This is a genomic window from Burkholderia sp. BCC1993 (genome assembly GCF_905339865.1).
Lineage (GTDB): Bacteria > Pseudomonadota > Gammaproteobacteria > Burkholderiales > Burkholderiaceae > Burkholderia.
In genome coordinates, this window is the sequence record NZ_CAJPGZ010000004.1 from 252,892 (window position 1) to 268,689 (window position 15,798).

16 protein-coding genes are annotated in these 15,798 nt (G+C 70.5%); 6 read left to right on the forward strand and 10 right to left on the reverse strand.

Features of this window, described 5'->3' with window-relative positions; genetic code table 11:
• Window position 1: 1 nt before the first annotated feature.
• A complete protein-coding gene (locus U4Y91_RS08240) occupies window positions 2-844 on the forward strand; it encodes a SirB1 family protein (RefSeq protein WP_321804671.1) in 843 nt (280 codons plus the stop codon).
• A 73-nt stretch (window positions 845-917) separates the two neighbouring features.
• Here the strand turns inward: U4Y91_RS08240 and U4Y91_RS08245 are convergent, their stop codons facing one another.
• From U4Y91_RS08245 to lpxK, 5 genes are all read right to left on the reverse strand, one after another.
• The gene (locus U4Y91_RS08245; RefSeq protein ID WP_321804672.1) at window positions 918-1,676 is read right to left on the reverse strand and encodes an SDR family NAD(P)-dependent oxidoreductase; all 759 of its coding nucleotides are present in this window, start codon (window positions 1,674-1,676) and stop codon (window positions 918-920) included.
• A 212-nt stretch (window positions 1,677-1,888) separates the two neighbouring features.
• Window positions 1,889-2,551, reverse strand: a complete 663-nt coding sequence (gene adk, locus U4Y91_RS08250) for an adenylate kinase (RefSeq protein WP_044848575.1) — start codon at window positions 2,549-2,551, stop codon at window positions 1,889-1,891.
• Between the two features lie 208 nt (window positions 2,552-2,759).
• Complete coding sequence (gene kdsB, locus U4Y91_RS08255) at window positions 2,760-3,551, reverse strand: 3-deoxy-manno-octulosonate cytidylyltransferase (RefSeq protein WP_321804673.1); 792 nt, start codon at window positions 3,549-3,551, stop codon at window positions 2,760-2,762.
• A 117-nt stretch (window positions 3,552-3,668) separates the two neighbouring features.
• Window positions 3,669-3,872, reverse strand: coding sequence for a Trm112 family protein (locus tag U4Y91_RS08260; RefSeq protein ID WP_006750935.1), 204 nt, complete (start codon window positions 3,870-3,872; stop codon window positions 3,669-3,671).
• Window positions 3,853-4,881 (reverse strand): tetraacyldisaccharide 4'-kinase, encoded by a 1,029-nt coding sequence (lpxK, locus tag U4Y91_RS08265; protein WP_257775605.1) that lies wholly within the window; start codon window positions 4,879-4,881, stop codon window positions 3,853-3,855. Before lpxK ends, U4Y91_RS08260 begins: the two co-directional genes overlap by 20 nt.
• A gap of 450 nt (window positions 4,882-5,331) precedes the next feature.
• Here lpxK and xseA point away from each other — a divergent pair, with 450 nt between their 5' ends.
• Together xseA and sodB are read left to right on the forward strand one after the other, a co-directional pair.
• Window positions 5,332-6,714 carry an exodeoxyribonuclease VII large subunit gene (xseA, locus tag U4Y91_RS08270; protein ID WP_044848578.1) on the forward strand — a complete coding sequence of 461 codons (1,383 nt, stop codon included), beginning with the start codon at window positions 5,332-5,334 and terminating at the stop codon, window positions 6,712-6,714.
• A 242-nt stretch (window positions 6,715-6,956) separates the two neighbouring features.
• Complete coding sequence (gene sodB, locus U4Y91_RS08275; RefSeq protein ID WP_044848579.1) at window positions 6,957-7,535, forward strand: superoxide dismutase [Fe]; 579 nt, start codon at window positions 6,957-6,959, stop codon at window positions 7,533-7,535.
• 110 nt (window positions 7,536-7,645) lie between these two features.
• Here the strand turns inward: sodB and chrA are convergent, their stop codons facing one another.
• Window positions 7,646-8,857 (reverse strand): chromate efflux transporter, encoded by a 1,212-nt coding sequence (gene chrA / locus U4Y91_RS08280; protein WP_321804674.1) that lies wholly within the window; start codon window positions 8,855-8,857, stop codon window positions 7,646-7,648.
• Between the two features lie 139 nt (window positions 8,858-8,996).
• Window positions 8,997-9,704, reverse strand: coding sequence for a Crp/Fnr family transcriptional regulator (locus U4Y91_RS08285; protein WP_321804675.1), 708 nt, complete (start codon window positions 9,702-9,704; stop codon window positions 8,997-8,999).
• An 81-nt stretch (window positions 9,705-9,785) separates the two neighbouring features.
• Here U4Y91_RS08285 and U4Y91_RS08290 point away from each other — a divergent pair, with 81 nt between their 5' ends.
• Together U4Y91_RS08290 and U4Y91_RS08295 are read left to right on the forward strand one after the other, a co-directional pair.
• Window positions 9,786-10,310, forward strand: a complete 525-nt coding sequence (locus U4Y91_RS08290; RefSeq protein ID WP_321804676.1) for a DUF962 domain-containing protein — start codon at window positions 9,786-9,788, stop codon at window positions 10,308-10,310.
• A 240-nt stretch (window positions 10,311-10,550) separates the two neighbouring features.
• The gene (locus U4Y91_RS08295; protein ID WP_321804677.1) at window positions 10,551-11,165 is read left to right on the forward strand and encodes a class I SAM-dependent methyltransferase; all 615 of its coding nucleotides are present in this window, start codon (window positions 10,551-10,553) and stop codon (window positions 11,163-11,165) included.
• A gap of 16 nt (window positions 11,166-11,181) precedes the next feature.
• On the opposite strand, the gene U4Y91_RS08300 is transcribed toward U4Y91_RS08295, so the two are convergent.
• Window positions 11,182-12,456, reverse strand: coding sequence for an EAL domain-containing protein (locus U4Y91_RS08300; protein ID WP_321804678.1), 1,275 nt, complete (start codon window positions 12,454-12,456; stop codon window positions 11,182-11,184).
• 180 nt (window positions 12,457-12,636) lie between these two features.
• Window positions 12,637-14,076, reverse strand: a complete 1,440-nt coding sequence (mdtD, locus tag U4Y91_RS08305; RefSeq protein ID WP_321804679.1) for a multidrug transporter subunit MdtD — start codon at window positions 14,074-14,076, stop codon at window positions 12,637-12,639.
• A 191-nt stretch (window positions 14,077-14,267) separates the two neighbouring features.
• On the opposite strand from mdtD, the gene U4Y91_RS08310 reads away from it, so the two are divergent.
• Window positions 14,268-14,591: a DUF2917 domain-containing protein gene (locus U4Y91_RS08310; protein ID WP_321804680.1), complete on the forward strand. Its 324-nt coding sequence runs from the start codon at window positions 14,268-14,270 to the stop codon at window positions 14,589-14,591.
• Here U4Y91_RS08310 and U4Y91_RS08315 read toward each other — a convergent pair.
• Complete coding sequence (locus tag U4Y91_RS08315) at window positions 14,564-15,796, reverse strand: citrate/2-methylcitrate synthase (protein ID WP_321804681.1); 1,233 nt, start codon at window positions 15,794-15,796, stop codon at window positions 14,564-14,566. The genes U4Y91_RS08310 and U4Y91_RS08315 overlap by 28 nt on opposite strands.
• Between the last annotated feature and the right edge of the window lie 2 nt (window positions 15,797-15,798).

Genomic DNA, 15,798 nt, shown 5'->3' on the forward strand with positions numbered 1-15,798 from the left:
AATGACCCGCGTCCTCGACTACTTCAGCACGCTCGTGGCGGACGACGACAGTCTGCCCGTCACGGAAACCGCGCTGTCGCTTGCGCAGGACGCGTATCCCGACCTCGACCTGCAGGGTACGCTGGCCGAACTCGACATCCTGGCCGCGCGGCTGAACCGCCGGCTCGCCGACGATGCGGACCTGAAGGACCGCGTCGCCGCGCTCAACGAGTTCTTCTTCCGCGAACTCGGCTTCGCATGCAATCACAACGATTACTACGACCCCGATAACAGCCACCTGAACGCGGTGCTCAAGCGGCGGCGCGGGATTCCGATCTCGCTGTCGGTGCTGTACCTGGAGCTCGCCGAGCAGATCGGCGTGCCGGCGCGCGGCGTGTCGTTCCCCGGCCACTTCCTGCTGCGCGTGACGCTGCCGGACGGCGACCTGATCATCGATCCGACCAACGGCCATTCGCTGTCCGAGGCCGAGATGGTCGAGATGCTCGAGCCCTACGTCGCGCGTGCGGCGGGCGCGGTCGACAGCGCGTTGCGCGCGCTGCTGCAGCCGGCCACCAGCCGCGAGATCATCGCGCGGATGCTGCGCAACCTGAAGACGATCTATCTGCAGACGGAACGCTGGCAGCGGCTGCTCGCGGTGCAGCAGCGGCTCGTGATCCTGCTGCCGGAACAGCTCGACGAAGTGCGCGACCGCGGCTTCGCGTATGCGCGGCTCGACTACCTGCGCCCCGCGCTCGAGGATCTCGAGCAGTATCTCGGCGAGCGGCCCGATGCGGATGACGCGACCGTCGTCGAATCGCAGGTGACCGAGTTGCGGCAGCGGATGCAGCGCGACGGCGAGGACTAACCGTCGCAGTCTCACCGGAGCCCCGAACGTCAACACGCCCGCATCGCGGGCGTTTTTTTGCGGTTGCCTGCACTTACTTCGGCTGCATCCGGATCGCGCCGTCGAGGCGGATCACTTCGCCGTTGAGCATCGGATTCTCGACGATCTGGCGCACCAGCATCGCGTATTCGTCGGGTTTGCCGAGCCGCGGCGGGAACGGCACCATCGCGCCGAGCGCGTCCTGCACGTCCTTCGGCATCCCGAGCAGCATCGGCGTCTCGAACAGCCCGGGCGCAATCGTCATCACGCGGATGCCGTGGCGCGACAGGTCGCGTGCGATCGGCAGCGTCATGCCCGCGACACCGGCCTTCGACGCCGCATACGCGGCCTGGCCGATCTGGCCGTCGTACGCGGCGACCGACGCGGTGCTGACGATCACGCCGCGTTCGCCGCCGGCGTTCGGCGCGGCCGCGGCCATCGCGGCGGCCGCGAGCCGGATCATGTTGAAGGTGCCGACCAGGTTCACGTTGATCGTCTTCGCGAACACGTCGAGCGGATGCGCGCCGTCCTTGCCGACGGTTTTCGCGGCGGGCGCGATGCCCGCGCAGTTCACGAGCCCGCGCAGCGTGCCCGCGCGCGTCGCGGCGTCGACCGCCGCCTGCGCATCGGCCTCGCTCGACACGTCGCAGCGCACGAATACGCCGCCGAGTTCGCCCGCGAGCGCCGCGCCGGCTGCTTCGTTGAGGTCGGCGAGCACGACCGTGCCGCCGGCCTGCGCGAGCATGCGGGCCGTTCCGGCGCCGAGGCCCGATGCGCCGCCTGTGATCAGAAAGACGTTGCCGCGAATCTCCATCACTGTCTCCTTGGTTGGGGCCGATGCCGGTCGATCGGCGGAACGGCCGGTACGCCGGTTTGCGCGGCGCACGCGATCAGTCGATTGTACGGGGCGCCGTCGCACGCCGGCTTCAGCGGCACGGTCGTGCGAACCCAGGTCAGACGAAACGGCTGCGGCAGACGAAAAAAAAGCCGCCCGGAAAGGGCGGCTTGCGGTGCACGACGCGGTGCTTACTTCAGTGCGTCGAACGCACGCTCGCGGATTTCGTCCACGCTGCCGAGGCCCGAGATCTTGCGATACTGCGGGGCCTTCAGGCCGTTTTCCTCGCCGCGCTGCGCCCAGTCGCCGTAGTACGTGATCAGCGGCTTGGTCTGTGCTTCGTACACTTCGAGACGCTTCAGGACGGTTTCTTCCTTGTCGTCGTCGCGCTGGATCAGCGGTTCGCCCGTCACGTCGTCCTTGCCCTCGACCTTCGGCGGGTTGAACTTCACGTGGTACGTGCGGCCCGATGCCGGGTGCGTGCGGCGGCCGCTCATGCGCTCGACGATCTCCGAGAACGGGACGTCGATTTCGAGCACGTAGTCGATCGCGACGCCGGCTTCCTTCATTGCGTCAGCCTGCGCGATCGTGCGCGGGAAGCCGTCGAACAGGTAGCCGTTCGCGCAGTCGGCTTCCTTCAGGCGCTCCTTCACGAGGCCGATGATCAGCGCGTCCGGCACGAGCTTGCCGGCGTCCATGTAGCCCTTCGCCTCGACGCCGAGCGGCGAGCCGGCCTTGACGGCCGCGCGCAGCATGTCGCCCGTCGAGATTTGCGGGATGCCGAACTTTTCCTTGATGAAGTTTGCCTGGGTACCCTTGCCCGCGCCGGGCGCGCCCAACAGGATCAAACGCATGGTGATATCTCCGGTATGTAGATTCGTGTGGCGAGACGCAAAAGCGTCGGCGACAGCGTGCGCGGGGCTTGCCTTGCGCGCGGCGGACCGGTCTGATGCGGCGCGTCGGCGAAAGGCGACGCGCGGCTGCCGGGACGGGCCGTGGCGGGGTCAAGCTAGGACGCGCGGGTCGCGGACGGCTCGCACAATCGCCTGATTATGCCACGGGTTATTTTGAACCCGGCCGAAAAAGGGCCTGCACGCGTGCGAGATCGGCCGGCGTATCGATGCCGGCTTCGGGTGCATGCTCGGTGATCAGCACCGCGATGCGCTCGCCGTGCCACATCGCGCGCAGCTGTTCGAGCTGCTCGGCCTGCTCGATCGGCGCCTGCGCGAGCGACGGATAGGTGCGCAGGAAACGCGCGCGATATGCGTAGAGTCCGATGTGGCGGTAGACCGGAAAGGCCGGTGCGGGCATGGCCGCGACGTCGGGCCAGTGCGGCTGGTACGCATCGCGGCTCCACGGAATCGGCGCGCGCGAGAAGTACATCGCGACGTGGCGCGCGTCGAGCGCGACCTTCACGATGTTCGGGTTGAACACATCGGCCGCGTCGTGGATCGGGTGCGCGGCGGTCGCGATCGCGCAGTCCGGGTGCGCGGCGAGGTGCGACGCTACGTCGCGGACGAGCGCCGGGTCGATCAGCGGCTCGTCGCCCTGCACGTTGACGACGACGGTGTCGTCGCTCCACCCGAAGGTCGCGGCGACTTCCGCGAGCCGGTCGGTGCCGGACGGATGGTCGGCGCGCGTCAGCACCGCTTCGAAACCGTGCTCGCGGGCCGCGTCGAGCACGCTCTGCGCGTCGGACGCGACGAGCACCTGCTGCGCGCCCGCTTCGCGCGCGCGCTCGGCGACGCGGACGACCATCGGCTTGCCGCCGAGATCGGCGAGCGGCTTGTTCGGCAGGCGCGTCGACGCGAGCCGGGCAGGAATGACGGCGATGAAGGGCTGCGGATGAGTCATCGGGGCTGAGCGGTGAGAAGAGCGGGGCGGGCGGCGCGTCGAAGGCAGGCCGCCCGGCAGGGGCCGGCACGCGGCCGCAAAGGAGCGCGGCCGGGTGCCGGTGCAGCGGTGCGGCGTTTAGCTGCCGGCCGGGCCGGCGGGGTCGACCGGCGTGCCTTCGACGGTCTGGCGTGCTTCGTCGACGAGCATCACGGGGATGCCGTCGCGGATCGGGTAGGCGAGCTTGTCCGCGTTGCAGATCAGCTCCTGCGCGGCGCGGTCATAGTGGAGCGGGCCTTTGCAGATAGGGCACACAAGGATTTCAAGCAGGCGAGCGTCCACGGAGTTTCTCCACAACGAGGGCAATGAGGCGAGGATCGAGCGCGGCTTCGACGGGGACGACCCACAGCCGAGCGTCGCGCCAGGAAGCGCCCAATTTTACTGCATCCTTCTCGGTGATCAGGATCGCATCGACCGCGTCGTCGACGAACGGATTGTCGGCGAACGCGTAATGGTCGGGCAGCGCGCGCGTCGCCGGCGCGAGGCCGGCCGCACGCAGCGTCGCGAAGAAGCGTTCCGGCGCGCCGATGCCGGCCGCGGCGAGCACGCGCTCGTGCGCGAACTGCGACAGCGGGCGGCGCAGCGCCGGCTGGTCGAGGTGCCACGCGGCGCCCGGCGTGAGCGCGAGCGCATAGGTGTCGGGCCACGGCGGCAGCGCGCCGCTGTACGGATCGTTGACGAGCGTCGCGTCGCGGTGGCGCGACAGCGGCTCGCGCAGCGGCCCGGCCGGCAGCAGGAAGCCGTTGCCGCCGAGCCGGTGGTCGAACACGACGAGCTCGACCGTGCGCGCGAGGCGGTAGTGCTGGAGGCCGTCGTCGCTGACGATCACGTCGACGTCCGGGTGCGCGGCGCGCAGCGCCTGCGCGGCCGCGACGCGGTCGGGGCACACCCACACGGGCGCGCCGGTGCGGCGCGCGATCAGCAGCGGTTCGTCGCCGGCCGCGCGCGCGCGCGACGCGGGCGTGACCGCGGTGGGCGCCTTCACGTTCGCGCCGTAGCCGCGCGACACGACGCCCGGCGTGAAGCCGGCCGCGCGCAGCGCGTCGACGAGCGCGATCACGGTCGGCGTCTTGCCGGTGCCGCCGACGGTCACGTTGCCGACCACGACGACCGGCACACCGACGTCGACCGGTTGCTTCCAGCCCTGCGCGTAGGCCGTGCGGCGCAGTGCCGCGCACAGGCCGAACACGCACGCGAACGGCGTGAGCGCCCACGCGAGGGCGCCGCGTCGCTGCCATTCGCGCGTGAGGCGCGCTTCGAGCCGCGCGAGCGGGCCGCCGGGCGCGCTCATCGGGCCGGGCGCGGCGCGTCGTGCGCCGCGGCGTGGGACGGATTCGTCAAGACGGATTCTCCGTGGGGCGGCGCGTGCCGCAAGGGGTTCGGAAGGCGGCACTCTAGCGCGCCGCACGCGGGCGCGGCAAGCGCGGCCGGGCGACGCACCCGATGGGGCCGGATCGGAGCGGGCTGTGGATAACTCTGTGAAAAACTCCTTGCCTGTCCGCGTCAAACGCCCGCCGGGTGGACATCGAATCGGCGGCAAATCGAACCGAAAGCTTTAAAAAACGATAAAAATCAATGCGTTGTAAGGAATCGTCTGGATTTTTCCGCGGTTTTGAAGTGTTTTTGATGGACGATTGCCAGAGTGTGGACACCTTCCGAATGTTGCAGCGCGGGCAGCCGGCGCTGGACGCCGCGCGCGTGTCGGACTATCTTGTCGCCGCCAGCATTCATCCGACCGCCCATGCTTTCCGACTCTCCTTTTTCTGCTCCCGGCGCGACCCGCGGCGGCGACGAAGTGATTCCCGTTTCGGCGCTCAATCGCGCGATTTCGACGATGCTCGAGCGCTCGTTTCCGCTGCTGTGGATTTCGGGCGAAGTGTCGAATTTCACGCGCGCCGCGAGCGGCCACTGGTATTTCTCGATCAAGGACCAGCAGGCGCAGATGCGCTGCGTGATGTTCCGCGGTCGCGCGCAGTACGCGGAATTCACGCCGCGCGAAGGCGACCGGATCGAGGTGCGCGCGGTCGTCACGATGTACGAGCCGCGCGGCGAAGTGCAGCTCAACGTCGAGGCCGTGCGGCGTACCGGCCAGGGGCGCCTCTACGAGGCGTTCCTGCGGCTGAAGGCGCAACTCGAGGCCGAAGGCCTGTTCGCGCCCGAGCGCAAGCGGCCGCTGCCGGCGCACCCGCGCGCGATCGGCATCGTCACGTCGCTGCAGGCCGCCGCGCTGCGCGACGTGCTGACCACGCTCGCGCGCCGCGCGCCGCACATCCCGGTGATCGTCTATCCGGCGCCCGTGCAGGGCGCGGGCTCGGCCGAGAAGCTCGTCGCGGCCGTGCAGGCCGCAAACGCGCGGCGCGAGGTCGACGTGCTGCTGGTCTGTCGCGGCGGCGGGTCGATCGAGGATCTGTGGTCGTTCAACGACGAAGCGCTCGCGCGTGCGATCGCGGCGAGCGAACTGCCGGTCGTCAGCGGCGTCGGCCACGAAACCGATTTCACGATCGCGGACTTCGCGGCCGACCTGCGCGCGCCGACGCCGACCGGCGCGGCCGAGCTCGCGAGTCCGCAGCGCGCGTTGCTGTTGCGCGAGGTTGCCGACCGGCAGCGCGCGCTTGCGCGCAGCCTGGAACGCGGGCTCGAGCAGCGTGCGCAGCAGCTCGACTGGCTCGCGCGCCGGCTCGTCAGCCCGGCCGAACGGCTGCAGCGGCAGCGTACCCACGTCGAGCAACTGGCGGTGCGGCTCGCCTCGGCGGCGTCGCGGCCGGTGCGCGACGCGCGTGCGCGTTTCGCGCTCGCGCAATTGCGCTGGCAGCGCGCGCGGCCCGACCCGGCGCAGGCGCGTCAGGCACTCGCCGGGCTGTCGCAACGTCTCGCGGTGGCGCTGCAGCGCCGTCACGAGCGCGATACCGCGCGCGTGTCGGCCTGCGCGGCGCGGCTCGAGGTGCTGAGCCCGCAGCGCACGCTCGAGCGCGGCTACGCGGCGCTGATCGACACGCAGACCGGCCGCGCGGTGCGCGCGCCGAATGCGCTGAAACCGCAGCGCCGCCTGACCGTGCATCTCGCCGAAGGCTCGGCCGACGTATCGCTCGCCGACGTGCAGCCGCGGCTGACCGATACGATCTGACGACGGCGGCGTAAGCGAAACGAAGGTCACGCGCCCGGCGGCCCGGATGCACGGGGCGCGCCGGGCGCGGGAACGGAGGCTGCGCATCGTCGTCTCGTCCTGCCGGATGAAGCGCCAGCGGCGATTTTCTGCATACCGCGGATAAATGCCCGTGAGTTTGCGGGGATATTCGGACTCGCCTACAATCGGACGCTCGGCAGCATTCAACACAGCCTCCCTACATACTCAACGAAGGAATCGCCATGGCTCATACGCTCCCGCCGCTCCCGTACGCTGAAGACGCACTCGCGCCGACCATCTCGAAAGAGACGATCGAGTACCACTACGGCAAGCATCATCAGGCTTATGTGACGAACCTGAACAATCTGATCCCGGGCACGGAATTCGAAAACCTGTCGCTGGAAGAGATCGTGAAGAAGTCGTCGGGCGGCATCTTCAACAACGCCGCGCAAATCTGGAACCACACGTTCTTCTGGAACAGCCTGTCGCCGAACGGCGGCGGCGCACCGTCGGGCGCGCTGGGCGACGCGATCAACGCGAAGTGGGGTTCGTACGACGCGTTCAAGGAAGCGTTCACGAAGGCCGCAGTCGGCACGTTCGGTTCGGGCTGGGCATGGCTCGTGAAGAAGGCCGACGGTTCGCTCGACATCGTGTCGACGAGCAACGCCGCCACGCCGCTGACGACGGCCGACAAGCCGCTGCTGACGATCGACGTGTGGGAACACGCGTACTACATCGACTACCGCAACGCACGTCCGAAGTTCGTCGAAGCGTTCTGGAACATCGTGAACTGGGACTTCGCAGCGAAGAACTTCGCGTAAGTCCGGGCGTCCCGCGCGCCGTTGCGCGCGCGGCACCCCAAAAGGAAGCCCTCGTCACGAGGGCTTTTTTGTTTTTGTCGGGCGGGAATCGATGCGTGGCACGCGCCGGCTCAGGCGAGCGTCGTCGACAACCAGCCGAGCGCCGCGCTCGCGATCACGACGGCCCACGGCGGCACCCGCCAGAACACGAGCGCGACGAACGCGACGAGCGCCGCCGCGAAGTCGCGCGGCGACACGATCGTTTCGCTCCACACCGGGTGATACAGCGCGGCGAGCAGCAGCCCGACCACCGCCGCGTTCACGCCCGCGAGCGCGGCCTGCATGCGCGTGCTGCGGCGCAGGCGTTCCCAGAACGGCGCGGTGCCCGCGACGAGCAGGAACGACGGCGCGAAGATCGACACGAGCGCGATCGTCGCGCCGAGCCAGCCGGTCGGCGCGTCGCGCAGCGACGCACCGAGGAACGCCGAGAACGTGAAGAGCGGCCCCGGCACGGCCTGCGCGGCACCGTAGCCGGCCAGGAACGCCGCATCGCCGACCCAGCCCGGCGCCACGACGGCCGCCTGCAGCAGCGGCAGCACGACGTGCCCGCCGCCGAACACCAGCGCGCCGGTGCGAAAGAATGCGTCGGCCACCGCGAGGGTGTGCGAATGCAGCGCGCCCGCCGCGAACGGCAACGCGACGAGCAATGCGGCGAACAGCAGGAGCCACAGCGCACCCGCGCGATGCGACACGTGCAGCGGCAGCGGATCGTGCGCGCCGCGCTCGGGCTGCGGCAACAGTACGAGCCCGGCCGCGCCGGCCGCGACGATCACGGCCACCTGCAGCCATGCGGCCGGCACGAGCAGCGCGAGGCAGGCCGCGACCGCCATCAGCGTGGCGCGGCGCGCATCCGGGCACAGCGTGCGCGCCATGCCCCACACCGCCTGCGCGATCACCGCGACCGACACGATCCGCAGCCCGTGCAGCGCGCCGGCCGCGACCGGCATGCCCGCTGCGTGCATGCCGAGCGCGAACAGCATCATCAGCAGCGCCGACGGCAGCGTGAAGCCGAGCCATGCGGCGAACATCCCCGCATAGCCCGCGCGCGACAGGCCGATCGCCATCCCGACCTGGCTGCTCGCCGGCCCCGGCAGGAACTGGCACAGGCCGACGAGATCGGCATACGCGCGTTCGCTCAGCCAGCCGCGCCGCGTGACGAACGCGTCGCGGAAGTAGCCGAGATGCGCGACGGGCCCGCCGAACGACGTGAGGCCGAGCCGCAGGAACGCGACGAAGACAGGCCACGTGTGGCGGGAAGGGGCGGTAAGGGTGGACGTGTTCAAGCGCGTGTGCGGGGAGAAGGACGAACGAGCCGCCACGATAGCGCGAAGCGATGACGGCGGGAATGCGGCGTTGCGGCGATCGCGCGATGGCGTCACGACGGGCGCGTCAGCACGGAGGCGGCGCGTAGTCGGCGCGTCGTCAGTGCGTGCCGTCGGGCAGCCCACTCGCGCGGCGCAGCGCGCCGACGTCGACGAGTTCGATCTCGCCGACATGCAGCCGCACGACGCCATCGGCCTGCAGCGCCTTCAGCAGCTGGTTGGTGGTTTGCCGTGTGAGTGACAGCATCGCCGCGAGCTTTTCCTGCGACAGCCGGATGCGCGTGCGGCCGGCGCTGATCCCGCCGTAGCCGTCGGCGATCATCAGCAGCCGAGCGGCAAGCCGCTGCGCGGCCGGCATCACGCTCATCGATTCGACGGTCAGGAAGCTCAGCCGGAGCTTTTGCGCCATCAACAGCGCGAACTGCCGCCAGTATTGCGGCGTCGTGTCGAGAATCGCGAGCAGCGCGCCCTGCGGGACGTGCAGCAGCAGCGTGTCGTCGAGCGCGATCGCGTCGTGCGTGCGCGGCTGGCCGTCGAACAGCGCGATCTCGCCGAACCACGTGACGGGTTCGGCGACCGTCAGCAGCGCTTCCTTGCCCTGCGGATCGACCGCGCCTATGGTGAGGGAGCCGGCCAGCACCGCATACAGCCCGCATGGCGGGTCGCCGCGGCGGAACAGCGCGTGGCCGGCCGGCAGGTGCCGCAACGCGGCGCGAGCGAGCAGGTCGCCGCGCAACGCCGGCGGCAGCGCGGCGAACCACGGGTGCGCTTCGATCTGCGGCAGGTACGGGGCGAGCGGCGAGGGCATGGGCGCGCGATGTCGGGTAGCTGACAGAGCTTCTTGGGCGTGACGCGCATCATAGCGCTCGATGATCGTTCAGGAGACACCATGAAGACGCTCGAAGACCACCTTTCCCAGTATGCGGCCTACCATCGCGACGCGCGCAACATCGCGACGCATCTGGTCGGCATTCCGATGATCGTGTTCGCGGTCGAGGTGCTGTTGTCGCGGCCGGCGCTCGGCACGCTGGCCGGTGTTGCGCTGTCGCCGGCGCTGCTGCTCGCGGTGGCGTTCGCGGTGTTCTACCTGCGCCTCGACCTGCGCTTCGGGGCGGTCATGACCGCGCTGTTCGCTTTCGGCCTGTGGGCCGCGCAGACGCTCGCGCTGCTGCCGACCGCGCAATGGCTCGGGATCGGCATCGGCGGGTTCGTGGTCGGCTGGATCGTGCAGTTCGTCGGGCACTGGTTCGAGGGGCGCAAGCCCGCGTTCGTCGACGACCTGGTCGGGCTGATGGTCGGGCCGCTGTTCGTCGTCGCCGAAGTCGCGTTTTTCGCGGGCCTGCGCGGCGACGTGCGCCGTGAGGTCGAGCGGCGCTCGGGACCCGTGCACGGCGGCGCGCATTCGCATGTGTGACACGTCGGCCGCGCCGGCCTGCATGGTCGGCGCGGACGCGGTCGGCTGCGCCCTCGGCGGCCGGTTCGCGGCGGCATCGCGGCCGGCCCTGGCGCGGCGATGCGCTGTGGGCCGAACTGACCGCGCGGGCGACCTGCGAGCGGCGCGGGGCCGCGCGTCGCCCGCCACCCCACGCGCGAGGCGCAACGGCTAAGATGCGGGGTGCGTCGCACGACAGGACGCGTACGCGGAGCAACCGCCATGGTGGATCGCCCGACTCTCGATGCCTACGAAGCCCATGCCGCGCAATACGCGCAGGACTGGCTCGACCAGGCCGCCCCCGACGACATGTATGCACTGCTAGAGCAGTATTTCTCGCCCGGGTCGACGGCCGACGTCGGCTGCGGTGCGGGACGCGACACCGCGTGGCTCGCTTCGCGCGGATTCGACGTGCGCGGCTACGATGCGAGCGCCGCGCTGCTCGCCGAGGCGCGCTTGCGCCACCCGTCGCTGACCTTCGAGCTGGCTGCGCTGCCGGCGCTCGCCGGCGTGCCGGCCGGCGCGTTTCGAAACGTGTTGTGCGAGACGGTCGTCATGCATCTCGAACAGGCGGATGCCGCAGCGGCGGCCGCGCGGCTGGCCGCGCTGCTGATGCCCGGCGGCACGCTGTACCTGAGCTGGCGGGTGGCCGGCAACGGCGCGCTGCGCGACGAGCGCGGCCGCTTGTATACGCCGCTCGATTCGGCGCGCATGCATGCGGCGCTCGGCGCCGGCATGCACGTGATCGACGAGCACGAGGTGGTCAGCGCGTCGTCCGGCAAGCGCGTGCACCGGCTGATCGCGCGCCGGGCTAGCGACCTCGACGGCGCCGCGTGAGCGCGGCCGCGCGAACTCATTCGCGGTTGAGTGCCGCTTCCCAGTTGATGTCGACGCACAGCACCTGCATGCCGGTCGCGACCGGCGCGGCGATCGATGCGGTCACGCACAGGTGCGCTTCGTTGATCGACAGGTACGGCGGCGTCAGATGCACGCGGCCGGGCGCGCGCGTCGCGTGGATGAAGTAGGGGCGGCGCTCCCAGCTTGCGCCTTCCGAATGCAGCAGCGGCCGGAAGCGCTTCGCCCGCTGCGAGACGCTGCCGCGCGCGAGCACGTTGTCGCCGATCTGGCGGCCCGATGCATCGAGCAGGAAGCAGCGCGCGGTTTCCGGCAACCCGAGCACGGCGCCGGCGGCGTCGATCAGCGATTCGCCCGCGACGAGCTTCTGGCTGGCTTCCTCCAGCGCGGTGACATACGGCGCGAGGCGTTCGGCCTGCGTGCGCTCGCGTTGCGCGACGCGCAGCCGCAACGCGGCCGACAGCGTATCCATGCAGCCTGCGGCGGCCTGCGGTTGCACGGGGTCGACGCTCGGCCCCGCGAAGTACTGCCCCTGCACGAAATCGACGTCGCATTCGAGCGCGATCATCGCGTCGCGCTCGGTCGAGAGCCCGCCCATCAGCACGAGCTGGCCGGATTCGTGCAGCAGCGACACGAGCCCGGGCAGTACGCGCTCGAGATGCGAGTGTTCGCTCGCCTGCGCGAGGATCCCGCGGTCGAGCGTGACGATGTCGGGGTGCAGGTGCCACACGCGGTCGATGTTCGAATGCTTCGCGCCGAAGCCGCCGAGCGCGATCAGGAAGCCGGCCTTGCGCAGCCCGTCCACGATCGCCGCATAGCGCGGCGTCTCGCCGCCCGCCTGCTCGGGCACCTCGAGCACCACGCGATGCGGCGGCAGGCCGAGCGCCTTCAGGTTCGCGAGCAGCGCGTCGCCGTAGATGGTGTCCATCAGCGCGGCCGGATGCAGGCTCAGGAAAAGCCATTCGTCGTGACTGTCGAACGCGTGGAAGTTGCCGAGATGCAGCGATTCGGCGAGCCGGCCGAGCTCGAGCAGGTCGCCGCGCCGCGCCGCCTGCGTGAACACCTCGTGCGACGCGACCTGGCGGCTGTCCTCGTCATGCGCGCGCAGCGACGCGTGATAGCCGATCGCGCGGCGGTGCGACACCGAGAAAACGGGCTGGAACACGCTGAATACGGTGTATGCGCCGTACAGCACGGTGCGCCGCTTCCCGTCGTCGCCGGCGACGGGGCGGGGCGGCTGGAAGCCGGGTGGATCGATGTCGATCATGCTCATGATGTCGGCCGAAGGAAGACTGCCAGTTTACCTACAGAATAGGCGAGCAAGAAGCATGCACGGCATCGCGCCCCGTGCGGCGGGCCGTCGCGGCCGGCAGCGGTCGCGCGGCGCGGCCGTGCTGCACCGACATGGTGCGCGGCGCGCCGCCGTGGCGATTGCGGCGGCGCGCGCCGTGCGTCATGCGCGTTCGGATGGATCGGTCTTGTGCTGCGTGCCGCCGCGGATGTCGGGCGCGAGTTGCGCGAAGATCCACGCGGACGCGGCCGTGATGATCCCGACGCAGATGAAGGTCGCATGGAACGCGGGCAGCGTGTTGCTCGGCGTCACCGTGCGCAGCATCCCGGTGAAGGTGGCCAGCAGCGCGCCCGCGACCGTGACGCCGAGGCTCATCGACAGCATCTGCACGAGCGAGAACAGGCTGTTGCCGCTGCTCGCGCCGCCGGTGCCGAGATCCTTCAGCGTCAGCGTGTTCATCGCGGTGAACTGCATCGAGTTGAAGCCGCCGAACAGCGCGAGATGGACGACCTTCACCCACACCGGCACCGTGTCGCGCATCAGCGCGAAGCTCGCCATCATCACACCGACCATGATCGTGTTCGCGAGCAGCACCTTGCGGTAGCCGTGCTGCGTGATCAGGCGCGTGATGATCCGTTTCGAGAACATCCCGGCCGCCGCGACCGGCAGCATCATCAGCCCGGCCTCGAATGCCGAATAGCCCAGACTCACCTGCAGCAGCAGCGGGATCAGGTACGGCATCGCGCCGCTGCCGATCCGCGCGAACAGGTTGCCGAGCAGGCCGACGCTGAACGTATGGATCTTGAACAGTTCGAGCGAGAAGATCGGCTGCGGCGCGCGCACCGCGTACAGCCCGTACGCGACGAAGCACGCGAGGCTCAGGATCAGCAGCACGAGCACGGCCGCGTGCTGCATCCCGAGATCGGCGAGCCCGTCGAGCGACAGCGAGATCGCGACCATCCCGATCGTCAGCAGCAGATAGCCCTTGAGGTCGAAGCGGCCGACGGCCGGGTTGCGCGCGTCGGGCATCGAGTAGAAGGTCGCGACGCAGCCGGCGACGCCCACCGGCACGTTGATCAGGAAGATCCAGTGCCACGACGCGATCTTCACGAGCCAGCCGCCGAGCGTCGGCCCGATCAGCGGCCCGATCAGCCCGGGAACCGCGACGAACGACAGCGCGGGCAGGTAGCGTTCGGCCGGGAAGGTGCGCAGCACGGCCAGCCGCCCGACCGGCAGCAGCATCGCGCCGCCCACCCCCTGCACGACGCGGAACACGACGAGCTGCGACAGCGTATGCGCGTTCGCGCACAGCAGCGAACCGAGCGAGAACACCAGGATCGCGCTGAAGAACACGCGCCGTGTGCCGAACGTGTCCGCGAGCCAGCCCGAGACGGGAATCATCACCGCCATCGTCAGCGAGTAGGCGATCACGACCGACTGCATCCGCAGCGGCGATTCGCCGAGACTCACTGCCATCGACGGCAGCGCCGTGTTGACGATCGTCGCATCGAGCGTCTGCATGAAGAAGCCCGTCGCAACGAGCCAGAGCATCACGGTGAGATTCTTTTCGCCGGGGGCGGCGGCGGGCGGGCGTTGGAACATGGGGACGGACCGGTGGCGCGGGACAGCCGCCATTGTAGGCAAAGCCGCCGGGCCACGCAGGATCGGTCCGGACGCCTGTCCGGCGGCGGACCGGTACAGTTCAGTCGAAAGTGTCCGCAGGCGTATCTGTCCGCATGTCGCCACTGTCCGAAATACTGGCGTCATCGAACCCACCCGACCCGGAGGCGGCCATGCGCGAACTGCGACTCTACGAGATGGACGGCAACGAACCGGCCGGGCGGTGGCGGATTGTCGATCGCACCGCGTTGCAGGTCGCGGACGGCGATCTGTGGGTGACGATCGAGGGCCGGCCCGACGATCACTGGTTGCACGCCGGCGAGACCCTGGCGCTGCTGCCCGGCATGCGCGTATGGATCAGCGCGGCGGCGGGCGGCGCGGTGTTCGCGTTCGGCCCGCAGGCGGCGCCGGCCGCGCAGGCTGCGCCGAGCGCGTGGCGGCGGCTCGCCGCATGGCGCGGCGGCCGTGCTCAGGCAGCCGCGTCGCTGCCGACGTAGCGCGCGCGGGGCCGGATGAGCTTGCCGTCCGCGTACTGTTCGAGCGCATGCGCGATCCAGCCCGCGGTGCGGCCGGCCGCGAACAGCGTGAACGCGGCGCCGTCGGGCAGCGCAAGCGTGCGCTCCAGCACCGCGAGCGCGAAATCGATCGACGGCCGCAGGCCGGTCGCCGCCTCGACGCGCGCGGCGAGCGCGCCGGCGATGCGCAGCGGCGCCCGGGCGGGCAGCGTCGCGTGCAGTGCGTCGAGCAACGCGCGTGCGCGCGGATCGCCGTCGGGATAGAGCGGATGCGCGAAACCGGACAGCGCCGTGCGTGCGCCGTCCGCCCGTTCGTCGTGCGCGACGCGCAGCGCGAGGTAGCGGTCGAGGTCGGCGGCCCGCGCGGCTTCGTCGAGCAGGGCGCCCGCGCGGAACGTCTCGCCGCCGTGGCGCGGGCCCGACAGCGCTGCGAGCCCGCCCGCGATCGCACCGAACAGGTGGGTGCCGGTCGACGCGATGCAGCGCACCGCAAAGGTCGACGGGTTCAGTTCATGATCGGCGCAAAGCACGAGTGCGCGGCGCAGCAGGTCGGCTTCGTCGCGCCGCCGGATCCGCCACGCGGCGGCGAGCTGTCGATGCACGGGCGCGTCGCCCGGCGCGATGCCGGCCAGCGCGGCCGTCGTCACGCGCAGCAGCAGCGTGGCCGCGCCGAACTGCGCGTCGCGCCCCTGCGCCCACAGGCGCGGCAGCGAGGCGGCCGCGGCGGGGAGCAGCACCAGCGTGCGCTCAAGCGGCGCGAGATGGGCCCAGCGGCGGGCCCAGTCTTCCCACTGCGCGGCGTCGAAACCGGTCGACGCAAGCGCTGCCTCAGCGAGCCGCGCAGGCGGACAATCCCACAGGCGGGCCGCCGTTTCCTCGAGCGTCGCGTCGTTCGCGAGCGCGATCGCATCGGCGCCGCGATAGTGCAGGCGCCCGTCGGCGATGTGCGTGATCCGCGATTCGAGCACGGGCACGCCCCAGTCGAGCGAGCGTTCGGCGACGCCGCCCGCGCGTTTTGCATCGGCGCGGCGGCGCGCGAGCAGGCGCACCTCGTCCGCGTCGTAGCGGCGGCGCTTGCTCGCGCCGTCGGGCAGCGAGCGCAGCAGGCCGCGGCTCACATAGGCGTAAAGGGTGCTCACGCTGACACCGAGGATGCCGGCGGCTTCCGGCGCGCTGAGGGACGTCATGC